The following is a 21,046-nucleotide window of genomic DNA, read 5'->3' as shown; positions in this document are numbered from 1 at the left end:
CGCGGGCGGCGGCGCTCAGGTGGTGCAGCTATATTTTCCTGGCTTCAATCCCGCCAGTCCGGCAGGCTGCTAGGATATCGCCTCCAGCCCGGCGCCACACTGCCAGCACAATTGAAAATTGTGCGGATTCTCTTCGCCACATGCGCGGCAAAATACCACGCGCGTTTCGATTGGAGCTTTTTCAAAAGCACTTACGATCGCCTGTCCCCGAGCAAAATCGCTATCGTTGACAACCCACACCTCGGGATAAGCATGGGTAAACGGGATGTCTCCCATACCGCCCTGCGCATGTTCATTGAATAACCTCGCCGCTATATACGCATGCCCGAGAAGATCAAGCATGATATGAGCTTCCATCAGATTCGTGGCGGAACAAAGTTTCTTCATTTACCGTGGATGCGCGAATAAATTTATTTGAACCCGGATAATCCATTAGACGGCCCTCCGAGCTACGCGAGTGCTAATGGGCTGTTTTGCAGCCATTTCTGCCGCTTGCCCGGCACTCATAGACCAAACGATGAATTCTCCCAACCGGTAAAACTGTCTCGCAACCTGCCTCGCCATCACTCGCGGGCGCCGTGCCGCAAGGTTTGAGTTTAGCCTATTTCAGAGCGGGAAGTGAATTCACCACCATTAACATGATCCCCGGGCTATGAGCATATAAGTAAAACCATCAACGCGCTCCGTTGTTCATTCCTCGTTTATGGGGTCTTGGGAGCAGTGGAGCAGTGGAACAGTGAACCGACTCAATGATTCTCGGCAGGGCTTCGAAGCGGACACAGTTCGCCCCGAGCGACCGAATCATGAACCGCAAAAGAGTAGTGACCCAGCATGTTGATATGCTCGCGACCAAGAGGTAAAAGCCTGGCAGCATCCTCATCGAGAACGGGATGCCCCTCTTTCCGGAGTTGTGTCAGTACAGCATCCATGTAGATCGTGTTCCACAACACGACTACATTTACAACTCGCCCCAACGCGCTCAACTGATCTTCCTGGCCCCTGCGGTGAGACATGTCGCTGACCTGCTCCCCCTAATTAGCTATACGGTGCAGTAGAATCCTGGGTTGTAAATTGATGTTGGGCTGCAAATTCGGCTGGCGTGTAATTGCCAAGCGAGCTATACGGCCTTGTTGAATTGTAATCCTTTCGCCATGCTTCGATCAGAACGCGCGCTTCATACAAGGACCAACGGTTGTTCAGGCACTCACTCAGAATCGACCATTAAAGTTTTCGATATAAGCATTCTGGGTGGGCTTGCCCGGTTGGATAAAAGCCAGCTTCACGCTCTGGCATGAGCCCATGCATCCAGTGCCAGCTGATGAATTCCAGTCCATGATCGACCCACATCATCCGTGAGAAAGGTCATGGGATATCTAAGAGCGGCCTTCGCGCCGTTTCGCAGTAAGGGCGTGGGTGCCTAGCTTCTTTAACACCTCCCAAGCCGGTCCGGGAAATTTGTGTAACTTAACTAATACGTCCTCAAGCGCTTCCAGAAACCAATCCACATCGCTCTCGCTGATGTTCAGGGGTGGCAAAATTTTGATGACGGGCATAGCGTGACCGGCCACTTGGGTAAGGATGTGATGGTCGTCCAGAAGAGGGAGAACAATGGCTTGGGCGAAGAGATTTTCATCCATCTTGTTCACCATGGCCCATGCTGCTCTTAGCGACATTGACTCGGGCTGTCCAAATTCGATGGCGATCATGAGACCACGCTGGCGTACACCCTTCAGGAATTCAAAGCGTGGCATCATCGCCTCGATACCAATACGGAAACGTGCCCCGAGTTCATTGGCACGTACAATGAGATTCTCGTCGTCCAGAATACGCAGCGAAGCCAGTGCCGCGGCCATCGCCATATTACCCATACCAAAGGTAGAAGCATGCACGATCGCACGGTGCATGCTATCGTAAACACTGTCGTATACCGCCCGACGTGTAATCGTTGCACCCACTGGAATGTAACCGCCAGACAATGCCTTGGAAAGACAAATAATGTCAGGGCGCAGACCATCAATCCACTGTGTGGCCAAAAAGCGCCCAGTACGTCCCATGCCTGTCTGTACTTCGTCGCAGATCATCAGGGTGCCATACTTCCGGCACAATTCCTGTGTGCCGAGAAGATATTCATTGCTGGCGATATTGACACCCTTGCCTTGTATTGGCTCGAAGACGAATGCAGCAACGTTGCCCACGGCAAAACGTGCTTCAAGACCAGCAAGATCACCAAGTTTCACCTCTGAACTATCGGGAAGCATCGGGTCAAAACCCCTACGAAAACTTGCTTCTCCATTCAGTGACAAGGCGCCCATGGTCAGACCGTGGAATGCTTTTGCAAGATGAACCGTGCAAGGTCGCCCGGTATGTGCACGCGCGAATTTGATCGCGGCCTCGATGGCTTCAGTTCCGGAGTTACTGAAATAAACAGTGTCCAGCCCCGGCGGCATACGCTTTACGAGTTCACGAGCCAAAACGGCGGCAAGTGGTGGAGCGTCGAAACCAACCCATCCAGGAAAGTCAGAGTCCAGCACTTGCTGTAATGCGCCGCGAATGGCTGGATGACGACGACCAAAATTGAAGACGCCCCAATTGGTAAGGAAATCAAGATAGCGTGTACCCGTTTCGTCCCAAAGATAGGAACCCTCTCCCCTGACCCATGAGCGATTGAATCCGAGTGTCCGCAATACCTTGACGAATACCGGATTCACATACTCTTCATAAAGTTCGAAGTTCTTGCCTCGGGTTTCGTTAAGTATCGCGTTAATATCAATTGGCATGATTTAGTCTAGTAATTAAAGGATAAGAAATCAGAATGTATAAGCTGGTGAATAGCTAGGACGCTAACTAAAATTCATGCGGAATCCCAGTCCGGGAAAGCTCCGCTCCTTGAATACGGGACAAATCATGCGCCGGGAGCTTGTGAACTTCTCGTGAATCTCGCGCGTATTCTGGCGAGTAAATTGGGGCGATGGCTGGTCTCTTGAGCGATGTCCTTGTCAGGTACATCAGCTGGTGGCGTAGCGGTATCCTTGTCAGCGACATCAGGTAGCGGGTCGAAATAGCGGTACAACATGGGCACTACCACCTTCGTCATCACCGTCGCAGTAATCAGTCCGCAGATCACCACGATGGCCAGCGGCTTCTGTACCTCGGAACCAAGGCCGCTAGCGATCAGGAATGGCGCCAGGCCCAGTATCGTGGCTGCGGCGGTTATCAGCACGGGACGGAAGCGCGCCTCGCAACTGGTTTTCACCGCATCGGCCACACTGAGTCCCTGTTCGCGCAGTTCCTTGATAAAAGAAATCAATACCACACCGTTCAATATGGCTACACCCCATACTGCGATGAAACCCACCGATGCCGGTACCGATAGATACTCGCCGGTGATAAAAAGGCCGACAACACCGCCGACGGAAGCGAATGGCAAAGCCGTAAAGATAAGCGCGGCAAGCTTGACCGAACCAAACAGCATGAACAACAGGAAGAAAATCGCGGCGAAGGTAATCGGCACGATCACCGCAAGAGTGGCCATGGCGCGCTCCATGTTCTCGAACTGCCCGCCCCAGACAAAATAGTAACCAGAGGGTAATTTGATTTCCTTCGCGGTACGCTCCTGCAGTTCGGCAACGAAACCGCCAAGGTCACGATCATGCACATTAGCGCCGACCACCACGCGGCGCTTGGCATACTCACGCGAGACGATTGCCGGGCCATCGATGACCCGGATATCCGCCACAGCGCTCAGCGGCACCAATAAACCGCCGCGCGCCATTATGCCCTCGGGCCCGGCACTCCCCCGTGACCGCAGTAACAGTGCACGGATAGATTCCACATCGTTGCGGAATTGCTCGGGAAAACGCAGAAGGAGCGTAAAACGCCGCTCACCCTCGAATACCTGGGTAACCGCCTTGCCGCCGATGGCAGTTGCAATGAGCTCGTTCACATCGGCAACATTGAGACCGTAGCGGGCAATGGCACGGCGGTCGATATCGATGGTCAATTCCTGCTGTCCTGACAGGCGTTCGATGCGGAGATCGCGCGCACCGCGCGTCGACTTGACGATCCGTGCCACCTGCTCGGACAACTTGCGCAACTCTTCCAGATCGTCGCCGAAGATCTTGACCGCGACCTGCGAGCGCACCCCGGTCACCATCTCGTCCACCCGCTGCGCGATCGGCTGCGACAACGCGATATTCACGCCAGGCAACACCAACAGCGCCTTGCGGATATCCTCCTCGATCTCTTGCTGGGTGCGGCCGGATCCCTCCAGGTCCAGAGACGCAATGGGGTCAGACTCATTCTGCGACGCCGGGTCGGCGGGCGAGTCACCCCGCCCGAGTTTGGATACCACCGATACCACACCCGGCACTTTGGCAATTAATTGTGTTGCTTCCATTTCCAACTCAATCGCTTTATCCAGCGAAATCGAGGGTGCGCGGATAATCACGGGCGTCACCGCGCCCTCCTGCATGATTGGAATGAAAGATTTACCAAGAAACGGGTACAGGCCGACCGCCAGCAAAAGAGAGCCTACCGATACCATGGCAGTGGCCTTGGGATTCCTCAACGCTAAATAGAGCAGGCGCAAGTAAAGAGTCTTGAGAATAGAGACAATCTTGGTGTCCTCCTCGCTGCCGCCTTTCAAAGCATAGTCGCATAGCACCGGCGACAGTAGCACCGAGACGACCAGCGCCACCAGCAGCGCGATGGAAATGGTGACGGCAAGCGGGCTGAACATCTTGCCTTCCATGCCCTGCAGCGACATCAGCGGCAGGAACACGAGGACAATGATGATGATGCCGTAGATGACCGGAGCCCCCACCTCGGCTGCTGCCTTCGCAATCGTCTCGCTCTTCGGCTCGTCACCGGTGGCGTGGCTCAGGCGCAGAAAGATATTCTCCACTACGACTACGGTGGGATCGACCATCAGCCCGATGGCGATCGTCAGCCCGCCCAGCGACATCAGATTGGCCGGAATTTCCAGATAGTTCATGATCATGAACGTGACCAGCGGCGTGATGATAAGTGTCGCACACACCACCAGGCTCACGCGCCAATTACCCAGGCAGATAATCATTACCAGGATCACGAAGACCAGCGCCTCGATCAATACACGGTACACGGACTCCAGCGCGGCATCCACCATAACGGTCCGGTCATAAAAAGGCACGATCTGGAGCCCCCCCGGCAACAGGTTGCGCTCATTGATCTCGGCAACCTTTTCCTTCACCCGCCCAACGATGTCCTTGGCGTTGCCGCCGCGCAGCATCATCACCATAGCGGTTACCGACTCGGTATAGCCCCCTTTTATACCGGCTCCCTGGCGTACCTCCCCGCCGAACTGCACATCAGCCACGTCGCGCACGTATACCGGTATGCCGTCCAGCTCTTTGAGCACGATATTGCGGATATCGTCCAGTGTGCGGATCAGGCCGACGCCCCGGATCAGGTATTGCTCCGCGTGCAAGGGCAGTATGTTGCCGCTGGAATTCGCATTGTTGCTGGCGATGGCCCGGTCGACCGCTGCCAGCGTCAGGTCATAGTGACGCAGCCGGTTCGGGTCGACCAGCACCTGGTACTCCTTGGCATAGCCACCGATGGTATTGATCTCCGCCACACCCTGGACCGAGCGCAGCAGCGGCCTCACCACCCAATCCTGGACCGTGCGCCGTTCGGTCAGCTCCTCAACGGTTAGCGCGCGCTGGCCGTCGTTGGGATGATCGATGGTGTATTGGTATACCTCACCCAGACCGGTGGATACGGGCCCAAGCACCGGCGTAATCCCCGGTATGAGCCGGGGAGAAACCTCGATCAAGCGTTCCATCACCAGTTGGCGCGCAAAGAAAACGTCGGTCTTATCGGTAAATACCAGGGTGATAAGCGACAACCCGCTCTTGTTCAGGGAGCGCATCTCCACCAGCCCAGGCAGGCCAGTCATGGCGATTTCCACGGGGACCGTAACCAGGCGCTCGATCTCCTCCGGACTGCGCCCGACCGCCACCGTGGCGACCTGCACCTGAATGTTGGTCACATCGGGAAAAGCATCGACCGAGAGATTCTTCGCGGCAAAAATGCCTCCGGCACACAGCGCAAGCGACACCACTACCACTACCAGGCGATGTCGAAGCATGAGGCGTACGATCGAGGCTAACATTAACCTACCCAGTTCGATGAGCTTCAGCTCCTTCAATGGCACGCATTGTGCGCATGCCATTGAAGGAGTTAATAATCACTTTACCGCCAGGCACCACAGCATCGACATTAGCCCCAACACTACTAACGGGGGCGGGCAAGATGCTGCCCCGAGCACCGTGGCCGGCGGCACGACCGAGCCAGCAAAGTACATTGTTCATCTTTTGCAATGAATTTCACCTAAAGAATGACCGCTTTCCTCAAAACTATGAGGGCGCGTATCATAGCAAGGGAATTCTTACAAAGTTCTTTCATCAATTCGAAGCATAGGCAGACACGATGAGAATTCTCCTAGTTGAGGATGACAACGCCCTTCGCGATACACTCTTCCAAGCACTACGCCAAGCCGGTTATGGCGTCGATCCTGTGGCGGATGGCTGCACTGCCGATAATGCTCTAGCGGTAGGTGTCTATGATCTGGTGGTGCTGGATCTTGGCTTGCCGCATCTCGACGGCATCCAAGTGTTGCGGCGATTACGTGGTCGCCAGGATCGCACACCTGTCCTTGTGCTGACGGCCCGCGACGGCGTCGACGAGCGCATCCTAGGGCTCAAGATTGGTGCCGACGACTACCTGACCAAACCCTTCGCCTTACCGGAACTGGAAGCCCGCATTGGGGCGTTGATTCGCCGCGCTTCGGGGGGATTGGTGCGGCTGGTACACGGTCCGCTGGAACTGGATTCGACCGGTCACGTCTTGTCGCTGCACGGCCAGCCGATGGACATTTCGGTGCGTGAGATGACCATTCTCGAGGCTCTCATGCAGCATGTCGGACAGGTCGTGATCAAGACGCGGCTCGCTCAGCAGATCAGCGACTGGGATGGAGAGATTGGGGCGAATGCCATCGAGGTCTATGTTCACCGACTGCGCAAGAAACTGGAACCTTGTGGCGTGCGCATCCGGACCATCCATGGCCTCGGCTATCTGCTGGAACCACATGATAACTTCTGAGCGCTGGTCGCTCCGGCAGCGGCTGCTGCTCTGGTTGTTGCCGCCTATCGTGCTCCTGACCGGTGTCTGGATTGGGGTCGCCTACGCGATTGTTTTGTATTTCACCAATCTGGCCTATGACCGAGGGCTAGAGGATACGGTCCATACCCTGGCCGGCCAAGTACAGATTAAGCAAGGCAAGATCAATGTCAACCTGCCACCGGCAGCACGTCGCATGCTGGAATTTGATCAGGTGGATAACATCTATTTCAGCATTTCAAACGCGCATGGCGAGCAGTTGGTCGGCAACCGTATCCTCCCGCCGAACCTTTCCCGCGCCGGGGCGCACAAGGAGACCCGGTTTTACGACGGCCAAGCGGACGGCCAGCCCCTGCGGCTGGTCGAATACACGGTGCCAAGCACGGTGGCCAGCGAAGTGCTTTTTGTTCGGGTGGCCGAGACGCTGCACAAACGAGAAATCCTGACCAAGGAAGTTCTTGTCTACATGATGGCCTCGCAACTCCTGTTTCTCACCTGCATCGTCGTCCTAGTGTGGTATGGCGTGGGTCGCGGCATTGCGCCCCTGAGCCGGATTCGTGACGCCATTTCCCGGCGCACTCACGAGGACTTGAGCCCCCTGGACGAAACGGAATTACCGGCGGAGGTCCACGAGCAGGTACACGTCATCAACGCCCTAATGGACCGCTTGGGCCGGACCATCACGGCCCAGAGACGCTTCATCGCCGATGCCACGCATCAGTTACGCACGCCGATCACGGTACTGCGGACTCAGACAGAGCTGGCCTTGCGCGCCGACAATCCAGCCCAACTGCGCGCCCTCGTCATGAAACTGGATTCCGCTACGATCCGCCTCGCTCGGCTCGCTAATCAATTGCTGAACCTGAACCGCGCCGAGGCGGCTCTCACGGGTTCCTTGGATCTAGCATGCTTCGGTGTCGCTGAGTTGATCGAGGATGTGGTCGCCAGACTCGTGCCCACCGCCTTGAGCAAGCAGATCGATATCAGCGTCGATATCGCGGACGCTTTGCCGACGGTACGCGGGGATCGGCAACTCTTGGGTGAAATGCTTGCTAATCTGGTTGACAACGCCATCCGCTATACCCCAGCAGCTGGCCGGATCAATGTCGATGTACAGCAGGCCGATGGATGGGTGGTCTTTGTTATCGCCGATAACGGGCCTGGTATTCCCGCACCGGAACGGCAGCGAGTACTGGAACGCTTCTACCGTGGCATCAATGTTGGCACTGAAGGCAGCGGCCTCGGACTGGCCATTTCCCATGAAATTATCTCGCTGCATAGCGGACGGATCCATCTGGCCACGGCCGCGGGCGATTCGGGATTGCGGGTGAGGGTCGAAATTCCTTCAGCAGCGGGGGCATCACCTTCGAAGTAGACCGGAACAATTTTCATCATGGCGTAAAGGTCGACAAGGAAATGGGGATTAACGCCTAGGTTGGCATTTGCCGGTTCTGATATGGAAACAGTAGTCGATGGTGACTTCGCAGTGCTCGAAAACCAACTACGGCCTATCCTAGAAATACTTCGGGCGGGTAATATTAACATCGTTGCAATCCACCAGCACATAACAGTCTCATTACTTGTTTGTACATTTAGTACTGATCTGATCGGTTTTGTCCTTCTCTACGTAATTTAGTGAGTCCCACTTTAGGTGGTCTTGCAGAATTCGGAATTTAAAGTACGTCAGGATTTTACAAGATACTGATTAATATAATATTTAACCAGAATCAGCATCGATCAAGTTTTGTAAGCCACTGTGATCATTTGCTTTACATTCTACTAACGTACTTTAAATCCCGAACTCTGCGTCCTCCCAAATAGAGGACCACCATGAATCAATCTCCTTTACAAAGCTATGGTCTTCACATATACTTCACAAATAGTTCACAACTATTTAACAATCACCTAACAAGGCAAGCGTAAGCTTTGCTATTAATCAATATGGAGCGGTAAGATGGAAACTGCAAAGATGAAACCGGAAAACAGTAAGGATGAAAGCACCAAGCATGATAACATGCTTGAACTGGTCCTGATCGGACTGTTAGCCGCATTGGTGGGGCTGGCTTCCTGAGGGTTGGAATGACCCGAATGAATAGGAGGCCAGCGTAAACCGTCTGGGCTTCCCCGGATCAACCCGCTTTGGCGGGTTTTTTATTGCTGCCCACAGCCCACTGGCATCAAGGTAGCTAATTGAAAAATTAAACCAGATTCCGTATCAAACAAGTTCTGTAAGTTGTTGCAATTATTTACCTTACGCTCTACTAACATATTTTACAATCCGAATTCTGCATGCTCCCCAGAAAGAGAAACGGGTTATCAAGGGTAAATCCAGTTGCAATCATTCCTGGTTCGCGAAGATCAAATGCAGAATATTACCTTGCCCCTCCACAAACCTTCTCACCGGTTACTGGATCGGTGGTACAGCTCGTAGCCCATCCTCCGCAAGCAGCGACACCCTTTGGATTAGTAATGCAAGTCATCGCATCGTATCCCAGCGCGCTATGACGTCGCCTGGGGTTGTACCAACTCTCGATCCAGGTAAATACTACGAGGCGCTTCGGTACGGGTTTGAAGGTTTTGCGGTCAATGAGTTCAACTCCAGGCTAGCAAAGAAACTCTCCGCCATGGCCTTATCAAATGCATCGCCAATCGATCCCATGGAAGGTCGCACGCCCACTTGACGGCAGCGATTGCCGAATTTCCACCACCCCCTGTTTGCAAGCTACTCGAAACTGCACTCAGTCCATGAAAGTACCAAAATTCTGGTCCGTATAGGCCATGTGTCATAGCTGGAAGCGGTGCTGTTTATTCCGGTATTGGATTTGCCCATCTTACTCAACCCATGTTGCGACTTCGTGCTTGCTCCGTCCGTGGTCTTTCCTCATTTCGGCTTCCTTCTCGCTCCGGGCGGTATCCGAACCTGCCAGTTCATTTGCCAGGAACGATATCTGCTGGCATGCGCGGGACAAGGGTGCTACCCGGCTAAATGCGGCGTCGATATGAGGCATCAGAATTGCCATTGTGCCCAGGGTGGAACAGTCGAGTTTATCGTGCGAGCTGAAAATTACGTAAAGGCGATCATGGTGTTCGCGCCTATCGCGGATGCCGTGCAGCAGGGATGAGCGCATGCCTTGCAGGATGCCTCCAAAGGCGCATTGCGCGCCACTGCTTTCATACAGGGTATCGGAGCAGCTCCTAAATGCGCAAGGCATCCTGCCCATGTCGCCCCAGCGCTGATAGAGGCCGCGTAGCAGCGGTGATAGGCGCTCGGGTTCCAGATGAGCGGTCCTGACGCCGGGCAGGGTGGAAACAATGTCGTACTGAATTAAATTCGCGCCAAAATTTCCCCAGGCGGCCAGCATGATTTCATGGGGCAGATATTGCTGGACTTCTCCCTGCAACCATCTTAGCAAGTCAAGGTGCCGCCGCACCGCTATCGCTTCCTGAATAATGCGCGAATATCGCTGGAGATGGTCAATGGAAAATGGGATCATCTTGCCGCTAACCCTAGCCGTGCAAATGTTACGCCTATCCCCCATGTCGTCTTGGAGCAACGACTTCGCATTATTTTGATCTTCCGAAGAAGGATTTTTAATGGCTATCATTTTTCGTCTGCCTATTAATTCGTAGTCCATTGGATTATTGCCGCTATCGGGCCATTGGCCCGTTCCCTTTTGGGGCGAAACGGGCTGAAACGCTGTTATATCAGGTTAATCGTGTTGCTTCTGCGACGCGCAATGAAACCCATTACCCCTAAACCAGCCAGCAGCATGGCGTAGGTTTCTGGCTCTGGAACGGGTGACAGGAAATCGACACCGCCGCTAGCCTTATTGATCGTTATATGATCGCTGGCTATGAAAATGCCCTGGCTGGTATTGTTAAAGTTCTGGAACTGCACAGTGTAAAACGGGACAGGCGCCGTAAACAGGGCGCTCCCCTGAGGGTCAAGAAGTGTGAAATTTGTTGTCGAGTTAAAACCGGTTCCGCCTAGACTATTAATGTTCGCAACCCCCTCGATCAAGTCTACAGTGGCAACCTTGAAGCTGTCTGCACCATGGACGACCGATGCGGCTGCGCCGCCGTTGGTCGCGGCAATGAAGGCGGTAGCTGAAGCAATTGAAGGATCGACCCACAAATCAGCATGCAGTCCAGTGACTATGTAGCTGCTATTGGGCTTTGCATAGGCGCCACTATCCAGCGCGATCGTATAACTGTATTCGGCCCACAGTTGCCAATTATTATTTAAACCGCTAACAGACCCAAGTACATTATTGGAATTCTCATCGACGAAGGACGAGAAATTGACCCATCCTGCCCCGTTAGCGGTCGTGCCGACGGGAAAAGGTCCAGTGGTATCCAGTTTCACGAGCGTTGACGAGTTGCCAGTGATGAGATCTGCCTGGAAGGGACCGGGGTGAGGTCCGCCGGCTGCTCCAAAAGCGGCATTCGGATCGACGGTAAAAGTTGTAGTTGCGAAAGCCTGCGAACTGATCCCAAAAGCAAGAACCGCCACTATTCCCGCCGTCTGTAAATCTTTATAAATATATGATTCCCTCATAACATATTTCTCCAGGTTAATTACACAATAAACTGCTCAAATAAAATCTTCTTTTCTTCCACTCCATAGATTGACTTACGCAAATGCCACGCAGCTATATCCAGTCATCATCAAACGGAACAATATGGGAAAAGAAGTCGGCCCCCGGACACGCTATCAGCAATACATGCCGGACATCATGTCTACGGAAGATGGGGCTCGTTTGTTTGCCGCGTGGAAATTGGCAGCAGTCCTTAATTTCAATTACATGAAGTAACCAAACTGCAATGGCATCCTAGAGGGAGATTCTTATAAATGAAAACAACATATTTGAATGATGAGATGAAATGATTTCATAACTGGACGCCGCGGAACATGAATGGAGGAAGGTCATGAAAATGCTGACCAGGAATTGCGTAATATTGCCTGGATTTTGGTTAGTTTTTGAGGTAATTAATGGATAGACCCAACATGGTATGAGCGCGCTTCTTCCGCGCAATTCAGATCGCGGTGGGTATGCAGCCGACGCTATTCATGTTTTGTCATAGGATACTAATTAAAAATCGCTACCTTGAAGTCGACCAGCAGGTCAAGATGCCGTCGTTGGCGTCGCAAGGTGTAATAAGAGGATTCTACAATTCCTGTGGATACTTGAAATATCCAAGAAAACTAAATGCGGAGGAGAGAAAATGACGCACAAGAATAGCATGTCGGACGACTCAGGGGACAAGGGTTCAGTAAGACAAGAGGATGAAACGTTACTCAAGATGCTCCGGGCAATCGAGAGCGACCATGAAGATATGAACCTGCTTGGCACAGGTATCGGGATGTATTGGCTTGGTATGTCGTTGGGATGGGAGGCGCTTCGTGTGGCTTACATACGCAAAATACTCCTTAGCTATAAGAAAACCCTTGTTACGACTCATTCGTTTGTGTCATGCCATGGTGATTATGAGGATGCGGACCTCTTGCCCCAATAGTCGGCTCGCAGTCTATCCTGCGCCGTTTTGGCCTGGAAATCACAGTTGCAGCCCGCGCTATAGAGAGGGGACACCAATTCTCTTGAAATAATCGGGAAAACCGCCAATTATATTTTGGCTTAGTTTGAATAAGCTGGAATTTTGCCTTACAACATTGCAACGACTATTTTGATCGCATTTTCGCCCCATGCGGAGAGGTGTTTATCTGCAAAAGATTTAATTTATTCCGGGTATTCCCAAACCAGCAACAATGATAAGAATGAAAGTTCCCCAAAACAAAAGAGTGTCGTTCATATCGGTCTCCTTGGCATTCGGTTGATATATCATCCTTTTCTCTGAAAACCCTTCTGTGCGATCCGCATAGGAGTTGACTTCCCATCCGGAAGGTCTTTCACTGCCATTAACGATTATCATCAGCAAAAAATTGCCTGACGGTGGAACATACCAGATGGAACGCGGAGAGGCTGATGACCCGCCCCATTCATTAGCTTCATGATGTCGGTGAAAGGATTGCAGTTCACAACAACCACATAGTTCCCTTGGCAATTTCACGCTGCTGGAACGGCAACATCAATTTGCAACCTAGGATTCTGCCGCGCTATGTAGCTGATTACGGGGAGCAGGTCAGGAGAGCACCGCTCCCGAATATTTTCCTGTAAATCTTAATCTTTATTCTCCCTATTGTTATAGAGGAAGCCGCTTAGGTGAATCATTAGTCCCACCTCGATTTCCTCATCATCTTCGAGGTATCCGGATTCGTAGAACTCACTTAACTCCTGAAGAGCGCTGGTAGGACGGACTTTATCGGGGGTTTCCCCGACCAGAGGAGGAATAGGTGTAATGGAACCTACGTTTCTATTAGTCTCCATAATCAAGTTTTTTTACCTATATGTCGCCAATGAGTAGGCATGTTTCAACTATAGGTGTGTCTATAGGCCGCGCGCAAGTGAGATTAATGTATAACTAGCGTCGATTAATTTATAACTACCGTCAGCGCGATGGCTTCATTCGCTTCCGGAACCCAGCCCAGGAATTTGCCCACCTGAACCAAGTAATAATATAAATTACCTACTAATCGCCCGTAAATTAATGAAATGCAGCCTGAACGTGCGTAAATATTCTATCTTGGTCGCTCGGGGCAAGCTGCATCCGCTTCGAAGCCCTGCCGGAAATCCTTAAGTCGTTTCACTGTTCCATTGCTCCCCAGACCCCGTTATAGCCGGTTTCATCTCCCTATCACGTGGATGGATCTTATGGCGGGCTTGACACTCCTGAGGTGATGCACTAGCATCAGGTGCATCACCTCAGGAGTGTTTGCCATGCCCACGTCAAAGCCGCGCATTACCATCACACTTACCGATCATCAGCACGCGCTCCTGCGCAGGATTAGCGATGCGGGCGGTCAAAGCATGAGTGGAATCGTCTCGGAATTCATGGTGGTCGCGGAACCAGCGCTCGAGCGCATGGCCGCTGCTTTCCAGCAACTCAGGCAAGACAGGGAGTCGGATCATCAGCGCATAATCGAAATGTTTTCCGAATTGCGATCCGGCCGTGAAAATAGTATGCCCTCATCTTTGAAGTCATTGGCCCCTTTTGCACCTTCGAGTCAGATGGATTTCACTCTGGGCAGCGGGATGGATGCAATACAGTTTCGGGCAAGCGTGGATACGATACGGCCAGGTACTCCGCACCAGCACGCTTCCCCGGATACACACAGCGGAATTGAAACCGACCATGAAGAACAGAAAAGGACCCGCTCTCGCCGGATTTCCGAATCTGCCATATCCCCAAAAAATTATCTTAAAGGCAGGAAAAAGAATGGTGAAATTTAAGGAATTTTTGAACGAATTCCCGTCTTTACAAAGAAGGGCTGCCAGGGCAGTTTTACGGAATGAGGTAATGATTATTCCGTTTTTAAATAGTCTGTCGTATGAATTGCGATCCAATGTATCCCTTGCCTGGAGACAATGATTCATGTCATCCAGTCATCGCGAACCACCCACACCTTCACACGATCAAGAAACGGAACGAGTTTCTTCGCCAGCCGATCCATCAGCATCGGCGGCATTTCAGATTAAATATATTGCCCGCGATGTCCAGGCCGGGATCATAACCGGGGCCATGGCGATTCCCCTGACTGTGGGCATTGCCTTGATGTCTGAATATCCCATCAAGGTCGCTTTGGCAACCGTTGCGTTCGCCTGTTTTATCGGCTGGATCAATGCTTTCATCAGGCCGGGCAACTATATTGGCGCACCTGGCGTCGCGGCGGGCCTGGCGCCGGTTCTGGCGATGGGAGTTCATAGTTTTGGCATGGAAAATATGGCATTTGTCATTTTCCTGACTGCATTTATGCAAAGCCTGATATGGAAATTCGATTGGCAGAAATATATTCTGCTGGCGGTGCCCAGCTACCTTGTCGAAGGACTGCTGGCGGGGGTTGGCTTGAAGATCGCCCTCAAGTTTTTGACATTTACCTATGAACTGCCTATTGATCAGGAATCAACCGATACATTCTGGAATGGCGCGCGTATCCAGATAGCGCTTATATCGCTGGCTGGTTTCGCCATGTTTGTCTACCTGTTTTCGAAATTCAAGGACACGAAACCAGCGATCCCTTATTTCCTGTTGATCGGGGCAAGTATAGTACTCGCACAATTCGTGCCCATGTCCATGTTGCACGTGGATGATGTGGAGCTTCGTCTCGATCTGCCGATACCACACTTCGACAGTGCATTGACTTGGATGTACGTAATAGGTTTTGCTGCCATGCTGGCGGTGATCGACGTGATAGAGCAGGTCATGAGCAACGCCGCCATCGAAAAAATAGATCCGCTAAAACGCAAATGCAACACCAATAACAGCTTGCTGGCTATCTGGATAGCCAATATGGGTTCCAGCTTCTTCGGCGGCATGACCAATCTGGACGGTCTGGCAAAAAGCACCACCAATAAACTGGCTGGCGCCATGACCAAATTCTCCGTTCTTGTCATAGGCATCGTGGTCGCATTCTTTGTCATGAACTCACAGTATCTTGAGTTTCTTCCCAAATTTTCGCTGGCGGCCATCATGATCTTCTCCGGCTGGAAAATGATCATGGGACTGTGGCACGTAGCGAGTCACGGCCAATACGCCATGATTCTTGCCACCCTTTGTGGGTTGCTGGTCTATAAAGTGGGCATTTTCGAAGGCTTGCTGATCGCCATGACGGTACATGGTCTTATTAATTATATTGTTCTCAATCAGGCCGACAAGATGCCCAGCAAAACTATTATTAAAAAATACCTGCAAAAATTTTCCTCGGGTGGAGGAGGAGGGCCAGATTAACCCGAAGATACTGGATCGCAGGCTGACGGGACAAATTGGATTCTAGCTCCATTTGGCCAAATGTCATGATTCATGCTGCCATACAATAATGTATGGCCCGGTTGCTGCAGGAGCAACACGCATACTGCTTTGCTCTAATGGATTATGTTTGACAGAATTCAAATGGAACAGGCTTACGATGTCATTATCATTGGTGCGGGTCCTGCGGGTTGTGCGGCTGCGCGCACTTTGTGCAGCGCTGGGTTATCGGTTGGCCTATTTGATAAGGCCATATTTCCCCGCGACAAAACCTGTGGAGATGCCTTAATTCCCGATGCATTTCACGCACTGAGCAAACTCGGGCTGACCCAGCGCATAGCCGGGATATCCTATGCCGTTGACGGCATGCGCCTGATTAGCTCCGATGGCAGTGACGTTCTGGTCCGTGCGCACGGCGCATGCATACAGCGTCTAAAGCTGGATGAATTGTTGTTGAATGGCGCCATCGAAACCGGCGCCATGTTTTCACCCGGACATGATTTCATCCGCGTGTTGGACGAGAATGGAAAATATTACCGGATCGAATTCAATACAGGCCTTGGAGTTGTCACCACTCGTGCATCATGGGTATTGCTGGCAACAGGTGCTCATCCGGCACCGATCGAGCGTGCGGGTTTATTACTGAGCGCTGAATGCAGGAGTTTCGCCGTTCGCCAGTATGTGCGTAACGAGCGGCTGGCAAAAGATTTCAATGAACTGGTATTTGTTTTCGACACCACCGTCAAAGGCGGCTATGGCTGGATTTTCCCAGGCCCGGACGCAGTATTCAATATCGGAATAGGATTCTTCGGGTCCGCGCACAAACACAATAACCCCCGCCGCAACTATGAAAATTTTATTGCCAAGCTGCCTCTCTTGCAAGAGCTGATGTGTGATGGCGAGATCGTTAGCCCCCTCAAAGGCGCGCCACTTCGCACGGGTTTATCCGGTACGCGTTTTGCCAAGGGCGGTTTGCTTGGCATTGGGGAATGCATTGGCGCGACATTTCCCCTTACTGGCGAGGGTATCGGGAAAGCGATGGAAACAGGCATTCTCGCCGCGGACGCCATTATCGCGAAATGCCAGTTGGGCCGTGCCGCAGTGGCGCAAGCCTACACACGGAGCGTGGACGCCCTCCAGCCCAAGTTTGAAGTCTACCGTAAAGCCGAATTCTTGTTTAAGTGGCCGTACTTGACCAATAAATTGGTGAGACATACACGTAATAACGAAACGACTCGCGGCAAGGTGGAAGGGTTGTTTAATGAAACGGCCGATCCAGCTTTTTTATTAACATTGCCCGGATGGGCGAAAATTCTATTCCGCTAGGCTGCGGTAAGCAGCCGTTAGCTGCACTGAGTTCCATGTAAATCAGCTCCCAAACGGGGTCTCCAAATCCTGAAAGCATACCTTGAAACCGGAATATGGGCAGGCCGCTTTAACCCGTTTCATTAAATGTGCCGCCGAACAGGTAAGCCGGGACTGGGTGAGGTTATTGGCCGGCCGGTCCTTTTGTATTACCCGATATTCACATGGCCAGCGGAGTATTGAATACTTTCTCCGCGTGCATGAGAGAGCGTAAATGCGATAGTCAGCGGCCCCGCCCGGCCAATCAACATCAGTACGATGATAATGCATTGTCCGGGGGTGGATAAATCGGCGGTTATTCCTCTCGATAATCCCACCGTGGCGGCGCCTGATACCGCTTCAAACGCCAAGTCAAGAAAATTCCCGTTTTCGGTTATGGTCAACAAGAATATACCTATATTGACGCAAAGCAGGGAGATAACGATGATTGCCAGTGACTTACGGATGGTATCGAGTTGAATGCTGCGGCCAAATATGGTGGGGCGTTCCTGCTGGCGCAAGAACGCCCATGTTGCCAGCAACGCCACAATGAAGGTGCCGAGCTTTATCCCGCCAGCCGTCGAGCCGCTGCCGCCGCCAATGAACATCAGCCCCATGATGAAAAATGCGGTGGAAGGGAATAGCGCTCCCGTATCCAGCGTATTAAAGCCAGCGCTACGCGGAGTAACAGCCTGGAACCAGGCGGCCCAGAGTTTCGCGCTCCAGTCGGGCAGCGCGGCTAGCGTAGCGGGATTGCCGTATTCAAGCGCCAGAATTACAATCATGGCGATCACATTTATAATCAGCGTGCCTACCAGCATTAATTTGGTATGCAAAGCAAATTGCCTGAAGCGTCTTTTTTCTATGATGTCAGCGATAACAACGAATCCAATGCCGCCGGAAATAAACAGCAGAGAAATAACAATATTCACCAGCGGATTACCTGCATAAGTCGTCAGACTATCCGCCGCTAACGCAAATCCGGCACTGTTAAACGCCGAGAGGGTATGAAAGAAACTGTAAAACAGTCCCTTGCCCCAGCCCATTTCCGGTACCCACTGCAAGGCCAGCAAAAGTGTCCCGAGCAGTTCCATGATCGCAGTAAACCCGATCGCCCATAGCAATACGCGCCATACATCACCTTGGCCGGTGTGACTGAATGTCTCGCGCAAAGCCGCACGCTGTTTCACGCCCAGTTGACCTCGTGTCAGATGAATGACGATAATGCCAAATGTCATTAACCCCAGGCCGCCGCATTGCATCAGAAACAGCAATATCCAGTGCCCGAACAATGTAAAGTGCGTGCCGATGTCCACCACGGCAAGCCCAGTAACCGTCGAAGCGGACACAGCCGTGAATAGCGCCTGCAGCCATGATGTCGGCTGATGGCTGGCACCCGGCAGTTTCAACAGCAAGGTACCGAGAATGGCTAGCCCGGCATAGGATAAGATCAGGGCTTGCGGTGGCGTGAGGCTGAGGAACCGCTTCTTTGCCAGCTGAAACCATTGCGAAAGCGACGATGGCCGCATTACAGATACTTGGTGATTTTACGCAGATTGCCGAGAGTGCCGAGTAACAGGATTTTATCGTTGAGCTTGAATTCATATCGAGGTGGGGGCGGCACCATTACCTCATTCAGGTGTTTGACCAGCAAACACTGAAGATCATTCTCCGGCAAATGCAATGCATCCATGTTCTGCCCCGCAAGCCGCTCCGAAGCGCGCACCTCGACAGTAAACTGGTCATGTCCGAGACTGATGTAGTCCATGACCTCAGGGTAGACCATGCCGCGGGCAAGCCGCAAGCCCATCTCATGCTCAGGGTGCACTATATGATCGGTGCCCAGCTTCTCGAGGATTCGATGGTGGTTGGGATTAAGTGCTTTTGCCCACACTTTGGGTTTCGGCATGGCCTTTACAATCAAGGTGGCGAGAATGTTGGCTTCAATGTCTTCGCCGATGGCGACTACGACGCCATCGCAGTCATGCACGCCGAGGTCACGCAATACCTTCTCATCGCGCGCGTCAGCTATCACGGCCTGGGTGATTCTATCGGCGATTTCACTGACGAGACCGGGATTGAGATCGATGCCGATAACCTCATTGCCCAGGCGTGAAAGTTCGAGGGCTATCGTTGAGCCAAAGACACCAAGTCCAATAACGGCATAAGTATGCTTCATAAATAGAATCGCAGTGGATGATTAAGGGAATTAGAGAATGGAATGCAAAGGCGTGGCATGTCTTTGATAACCCCGGTTTTGGCTAACCGGCAGGGTATAATAATGCCATATAGAATTCTGCTGGAGTTTGCACGTATACGTAGCAGGATGCAACCTGGCCGGGCGGACATTCTCGCTCATATTCCAGCCATCTGGCTGCTGACCACAGATTATCCCGTATCCGGCAGTTGTACGGGACAGAATATGTAGTTTTTGGAGTACAGGGCAAAACGCAACGCCGCCCTGCGCCGTAAAAGCCGTGCAATCTGCCCGTAGCGGGCTCACCCAAAAGGCGAGGGCGCAAATAGTAAAAAATATTGCTATTAATCATGATATTAATCTGACAAATAAGCAGTCAATTGCCGGATTTGGGATCACCACGACGCTGAACCCATAAGCACGACGGAGGTTAACATTAAAAAAATTCTTGTCGCAACCGATCTTTCCGGTGATTCCTCCCGCGCCGCGACACGGGCCGCCATGTTATGTGCTGAACTGAAGTGCGAAACAGTCGACCTATTGACAGTGAAGGAAGCCAGGTTGCCCGACGCGCTTGGGCTTGTACTAAAAAGTACACCGGCAGTAGCGGAGTCCATGCTGGTAGAGCGTACCCTGGGCGAGTTGCGGCTTATCTCCGGCCAATTGCATGACGATTACGGAATTTCCTGTACTACTACCGTCAAATTCGGGCAGCCCGAGGAAGAAATCATTGACCGGGCAGATGAATTGCCTGCGGATTTAACGGTGATAGGTATGCACGGAGGCAATTTTTTTACTGATTTATTTATCGGCAACACTGCTGATAAATTGGCGCGTATGACTAAAACTCCTTTGCTGGTGGTAAAAAACCAGGCCAAGCGCGCCTATCGCCTGGTATTGGTTCCAGTCGACTTCTCGGAAAATTCGAGGCGCGCCGCGTGGATGGCACTGAAGATCGCGCCTGATGCTCATGTAATTTTTTTGCATGTATTTGACGTGGTGGTCGAAGAGCAAATGCGATACATAAATGTTCCCACGGATACGATCAACCAATATGATATCGAGGCGCATGGAAATGCCCGACGGGATTTGAATCAATTCATAACCGATCTTCAGATCGAAAACCGTCCGCACTCTCGCACGGTGATTTTCGGTAATCCTGGGCATGTTGTCTGTGACTATGCCAGGACGATGGAGCCGGATCTGATCGTGCTGGGAAAACATGGGCAATCGCGTTTCGAGGAATTTTTGCTTGGCAGCGTCACGCGGCATGCGATTGATCAGACTTCTTGCGATATCCTGGTTGTCACCGCTCGACCAGCATAAAGTATTAAACCTAAATCCAGCAACAGTTGGCCGCTCTATGCAGGAAGAGGGCGATGACGAGCCGGAGTAGAAATTAAAGCCAATTTAACCTTTTCGAGGGATTGGGCAATAATAGCCGCTCTTGGAGAACGGCTATGTTTCACCAACGGTCGAACG

At 52.2% G+C, this 21,046-nt stretch carries 16 protein-coding genes and 3 pseudogenes; 9 read left to right on the top strand and 10 right to left on the bottom strand.

What is annotated here, in order from left to right; all coding sequences use genetic code 11:
* Positions 1-69 precede the first annotated feature (69 nt).
* The 5 genes and pseudogenes from BLR00_RS09980 to BLR00_RS09955 form a co-directional block, all read right to left on the bottom strand.
* Entirely contained in the window at positions 70-387 is a 318-nt protein-coding gene (locus tag BLR00_RS09980) for a putative signal transducing protein (protein WP_074632208.1), read from the bottom strand.
* A 359-nt stretch (positions 388-746) separates the two neighbouring features.
* Positions 747-1,007: pseudogene (locus tag BLR00_RS09975) on the bottom strand (Tn3 family transposase); the annotation flags it as partial.
* 28 nt (positions 1,008-1,035) lie between these two features.
* Positions 1,036-1,312: pseudogene (locus tag BLR00_RS17025) on the bottom strand (integrase core domain-containing protein); the annotation flags it as partial.
* A 61-nt stretch (positions 1,313-1,373) separates the two neighbouring features.
* Positions 1,374-2,777 (bottom strand): aspartate aminotransferase family protein, encoded by a 1,404-nt coding sequence (locus BLR00_RS09960; protein ID WP_074632206.1) that lies wholly within the window; start codon positions 2,775-2,777, stop codon positions 1,374-1,376.
* 125 nt (positions 2,778-2,902) lie between these two features.
* Complete coding sequence (locus tag BLR00_RS09955; RefSeq protein WP_256324104.1) at positions 2,903-6,154, bottom strand: efflux RND transporter permease subunit; 3,252 nt, start codon at positions 6,152-6,154, stop codon at positions 2,903-2,905.
* A gap of 317 nt (positions 6,155-6,471) precedes the next feature.
* On the opposite strand from BLR00_RS09955, the gene BLR00_RS09950 reads away from it, so the two are divergent.
* The 3 genes from BLR00_RS09950 to BLR00_RS17200 all read left to right on the top strand — a co-directional run bounded on the left by BLR00_RS09950 (position 6,472) and on the right by BLR00_RS17200 (position 8,797).
* On the top strand, positions 6,472-7,143 hold the full coding sequence (locus BLR00_RS09950) for a response regulator (RefSeq protein WP_074632205.1): 672 nt from the start codon (positions 6,472-6,474) through the stop codon (positions 7,141-7,143).
* On the top strand, positions 7,130-8,536 hold the full coding sequence (locus BLR00_RS09945; protein ID WP_074632204.1) for a sensor histidine kinase: 1,407 nt from the start codon (positions 7,130-7,132) through the stop codon (positions 8,534-8,536). Before BLR00_RS09950 ends, BLR00_RS09945 begins: the two co-directional genes overlap by 14 nt.
* A gap of 81 nt (positions 8,537-8,617) precedes the next feature.
* Complete coding sequence (locus tag BLR00_RS17200; RefSeq protein ID WP_081346714.1) at positions 8,618-8,797, top strand: DUF1259 domain-containing protein; 180 nt, start codon at positions 8,618-8,620, stop codon at positions 8,795-8,797.
* Between the two features lie 736 nt (positions 8,798-9,533).
* Here BLR00_RS17200 and BLR00_RS17020 read toward each other — a convergent pair.
* From BLR00_RS17020 to pepA, 3 genes and pseudogenes are all read right to left on the bottom strand, one after another.
* A pseudogene (locus tag BLR00_RS17020) lies at positions 9,534-9,859 on the bottom strand (integrase core domain-containing protein); the annotation flags it as partial.
* Between the two features lie 133 nt (positions 9,860-9,992).
* The gene (locus BLR00_RS09935; RefSeq protein WP_107797664.1) at positions 9,993-10,766 is read right to left on the bottom strand and encodes a transcriptional regulator EpsA; all 774 of its coding nucleotides are present in this window, start codon (positions 10,764-10,766) and stop codon (positions 9,993-9,995) included.
* Between the two features lie 95 nt (positions 10,767-10,861).
* Complete coding sequence (gene pepA / locus BLR00_RS16030; protein WP_081346713.1) at positions 10,862-11,719, bottom strand: flocculation-associated PEP-CTERM protein PepA; 858 nt, start codon at positions 11,717-11,719, stop codon at positions 10,862-10,864.
* Between the two features lie 668 nt (positions 11,720-12,387).
* Here pepA and BLR00_RS09925 point away from each other — a divergent pair.
* From BLR00_RS09925 to BLR00_RS09900, 4 genes are all read left to right on the top strand, one after another.
* Positions 12,388-12,678 carry a hypothetical protein gene (locus BLR00_RS09925; protein WP_074632201.1) on the top strand — a complete coding sequence of 97 codons (291 nt, stop codon included), beginning with the start codon at positions 12,388-12,390 and terminating at the stop codon, positions 12,676-12,678.
* Positions 12,679-13,997: 1,319 nt separating this feature from the next.
* Positions 13,998-14,510, top strand: a complete 513-nt coding sequence (locus BLR00_RS09910; protein ID WP_074632198.1) for a hypothetical protein — start codon at positions 13,998-14,000, stop codon at positions 14,508-14,510.
* Positions 14,511-14,652: 142 nt separating this feature from the next.
* The gene (locus BLR00_RS09905; protein WP_074632197.1) at positions 14,653-16,005 is read left to right on the top strand and encodes a SulP family inorganic anion transporter; all 1,353 of its coding nucleotides are present in this window, start codon (positions 14,653-14,655) and stop codon (positions 16,003-16,005) included.
* Between the two features lie 144 nt (positions 16,006-16,149).
* Entirely contained in the window at positions 16,150-17,349 is a 1,200-nt protein-coding gene (locus BLR00_RS09900) for an NAD(P)/FAD-dependent oxidoreductase (RefSeq protein ID WP_074632196.1), read from the top strand.
* Between the two features lie 188 nt (positions 17,350-17,537).
* Here the strand turns inward: BLR00_RS09900 and BLR00_RS09895 are convergent, their stop codons facing one another.
* The gene (locus tag BLR00_RS09895) at positions 17,538-18,896 is read right to left on the bottom strand and encodes a TrkH family potassium uptake protein (protein ID WP_074632195.1); all 1,359 of its coding nucleotides are present in this window, start codon (positions 18,894-18,896) and stop codon (positions 17,538-17,540) included.
* Positions 18,896-19,546 carry a potassium channel family protein gene (locus BLR00_RS09890; protein ID WP_074632194.1) on the bottom strand — a complete coding sequence of 217 codons (651 nt, stop codon included), beginning with the start codon at positions 19,544-19,546 and terminating at the stop codon, positions 18,896-18,898. Before BLR00_RS09890 ends, BLR00_RS09895 begins: the two co-directional genes overlap by 1 nt.
* Before the next feature lie 102 nt (positions 19,547-19,648).
* On the opposite strand from BLR00_RS09890, the gene BLR00_RS16680 reads away from it, so the two are divergent.
* Both BLR00_RS16680 and BLR00_RS09885 read left to right on the top strand, forming a co-directional pair.
* Positions 19,649-19,795 carry a hypothetical protein gene (locus BLR00_RS16680; RefSeq protein ID WP_176759964.1) on the top strand — a complete coding sequence of 49 codons (147 nt, stop codon included), beginning with the start codon at positions 19,649-19,651 and terminating at the stop codon, positions 19,793-19,795.
* A 156-nt stretch (positions 19,796-19,951) separates the two neighbouring features.
* Positions 19,952-20,890 (top strand): universal stress protein, encoded by a 939-nt coding sequence (locus BLR00_RS09885; RefSeq protein ID WP_308811290.1) that lies wholly within the window; start codon positions 19,952-19,954, stop codon positions 20,888-20,890.
* Positions 20,891-21,046 lie beyond the last annotated feature (156 nt).

The organism is Nitrosospira multiformis, assembly GCF_900103165.1.
Lineage (GTDB): Bacteria > Pseudomonadota > Gammaproteobacteria > Burkholderiales > Nitrosomonadaceae > Nitrosospira > Nitrosospira multiformis_D.
The sequence above is the reverse complement of the archived record's forward strand: the minus strand, read 5'-3'. Positions and strand labels throughout refer to the sequence as shown.

Bases quoted from the DNA above. Each gene is read 5' to 3' on its own strand.
- BLR00_RS09980 (WP_074632208.1), bottom strand. From the start codon at position 387: ATGAAGAAACTTTGTTCCGCCACGAATCTGATGGAAGCTCATATCATG.
- BLR00_RS09960 (WP_074632206.1), bottom strand. From the start codon at position 2,777: ATGCCAATTGATATTAACGCGATACTTAACGAAACCCGAGGCAAGAAC.
- BLR00_RS09955 (WP_256324104.1), bottom strand. From the start codon at position 6,154: ATGTTAGCCTCGATCGTACGCCTCATGCTTCGACATCGCCTGGTAGTG.
- BLR00_RS09950 (WP_074632205.1), top strand. From the start codon at position 6,472: ATGAGAATTCTCCTAGTTGAGGATGACAACGCCCTTCGCGATACACTC.
- BLR00_RS09945 (WP_074632204.1), top strand. From the start codon at position 7,130: ATGATAACTTCTGAGCGCTGGTCGCTCCGGCAGCGGCTGCTGCTCTGG.
- BLR00_RS17200 (WP_081346714.1), top strand. From the start codon at position 8,618: ATGGAAACAGTAGTCGATGGTGACTTCGCAGTGCTCGAAAACCAACTA.
- BLR00_RS09935 (WP_107797664.1), bottom strand. From the start codon at position 10,766: ATGATAGCCATTAAAAATCCTTCTTCGGAAGATCAAAATAATGCGAAG.
- pepA (WP_081346713.1), bottom strand. From the start codon at position 11,719: ATGAGGGAATCATATATTTATAAAGATTTACAGACGGCGGGAATAGTG.
- BLR00_RS09925 (WP_074632201.1), top strand. From the start codon at position 12,388: ATGACGCACAAGAATAGCATGTCGGACGACTCAGGGGACAAGGGTTCA.
- BLR00_RS09910 (WP_074632198.1), top strand. From the start codon at position 13,998: ATGCCCACGTCAAAGCCGCGCATTACCATCACACTTACCGATCATCAG.
- BLR00_RS09905 (WP_074632197.1), top strand. From the start codon at position 14,653: ATGTCATCCAGTCATCGCGAACCACCCACACCTTCACACGATCAAGAA.
- BLR00_RS09900 (WP_074632196.1), top strand. From the start codon at position 16,150: ATGTTTGACAGAATTCAAATGGAACAGGCTTACGATGTCATTATCATT.
- BLR00_RS09895 (WP_074632195.1), bottom strand. From the start codon at position 18,896: ATGCGGCCATCGTCGCTTTCGCAATGGTTTCAGCTGGCAAAGAAGCGG.
- BLR00_RS09890 (WP_074632194.1), bottom strand. From the start codon at position 19,546: ATGAAGCATACTTATGCCGTTATTGGACTTGGTGTCTTTGGCTCAACG.
- BLR00_RS16680 (WP_176759964.1), top strand. From the start codon at position 19,649: ATGCCATATAGAATTCTGCTGGAGTTTGCACGTATACGTAGCAGGATG.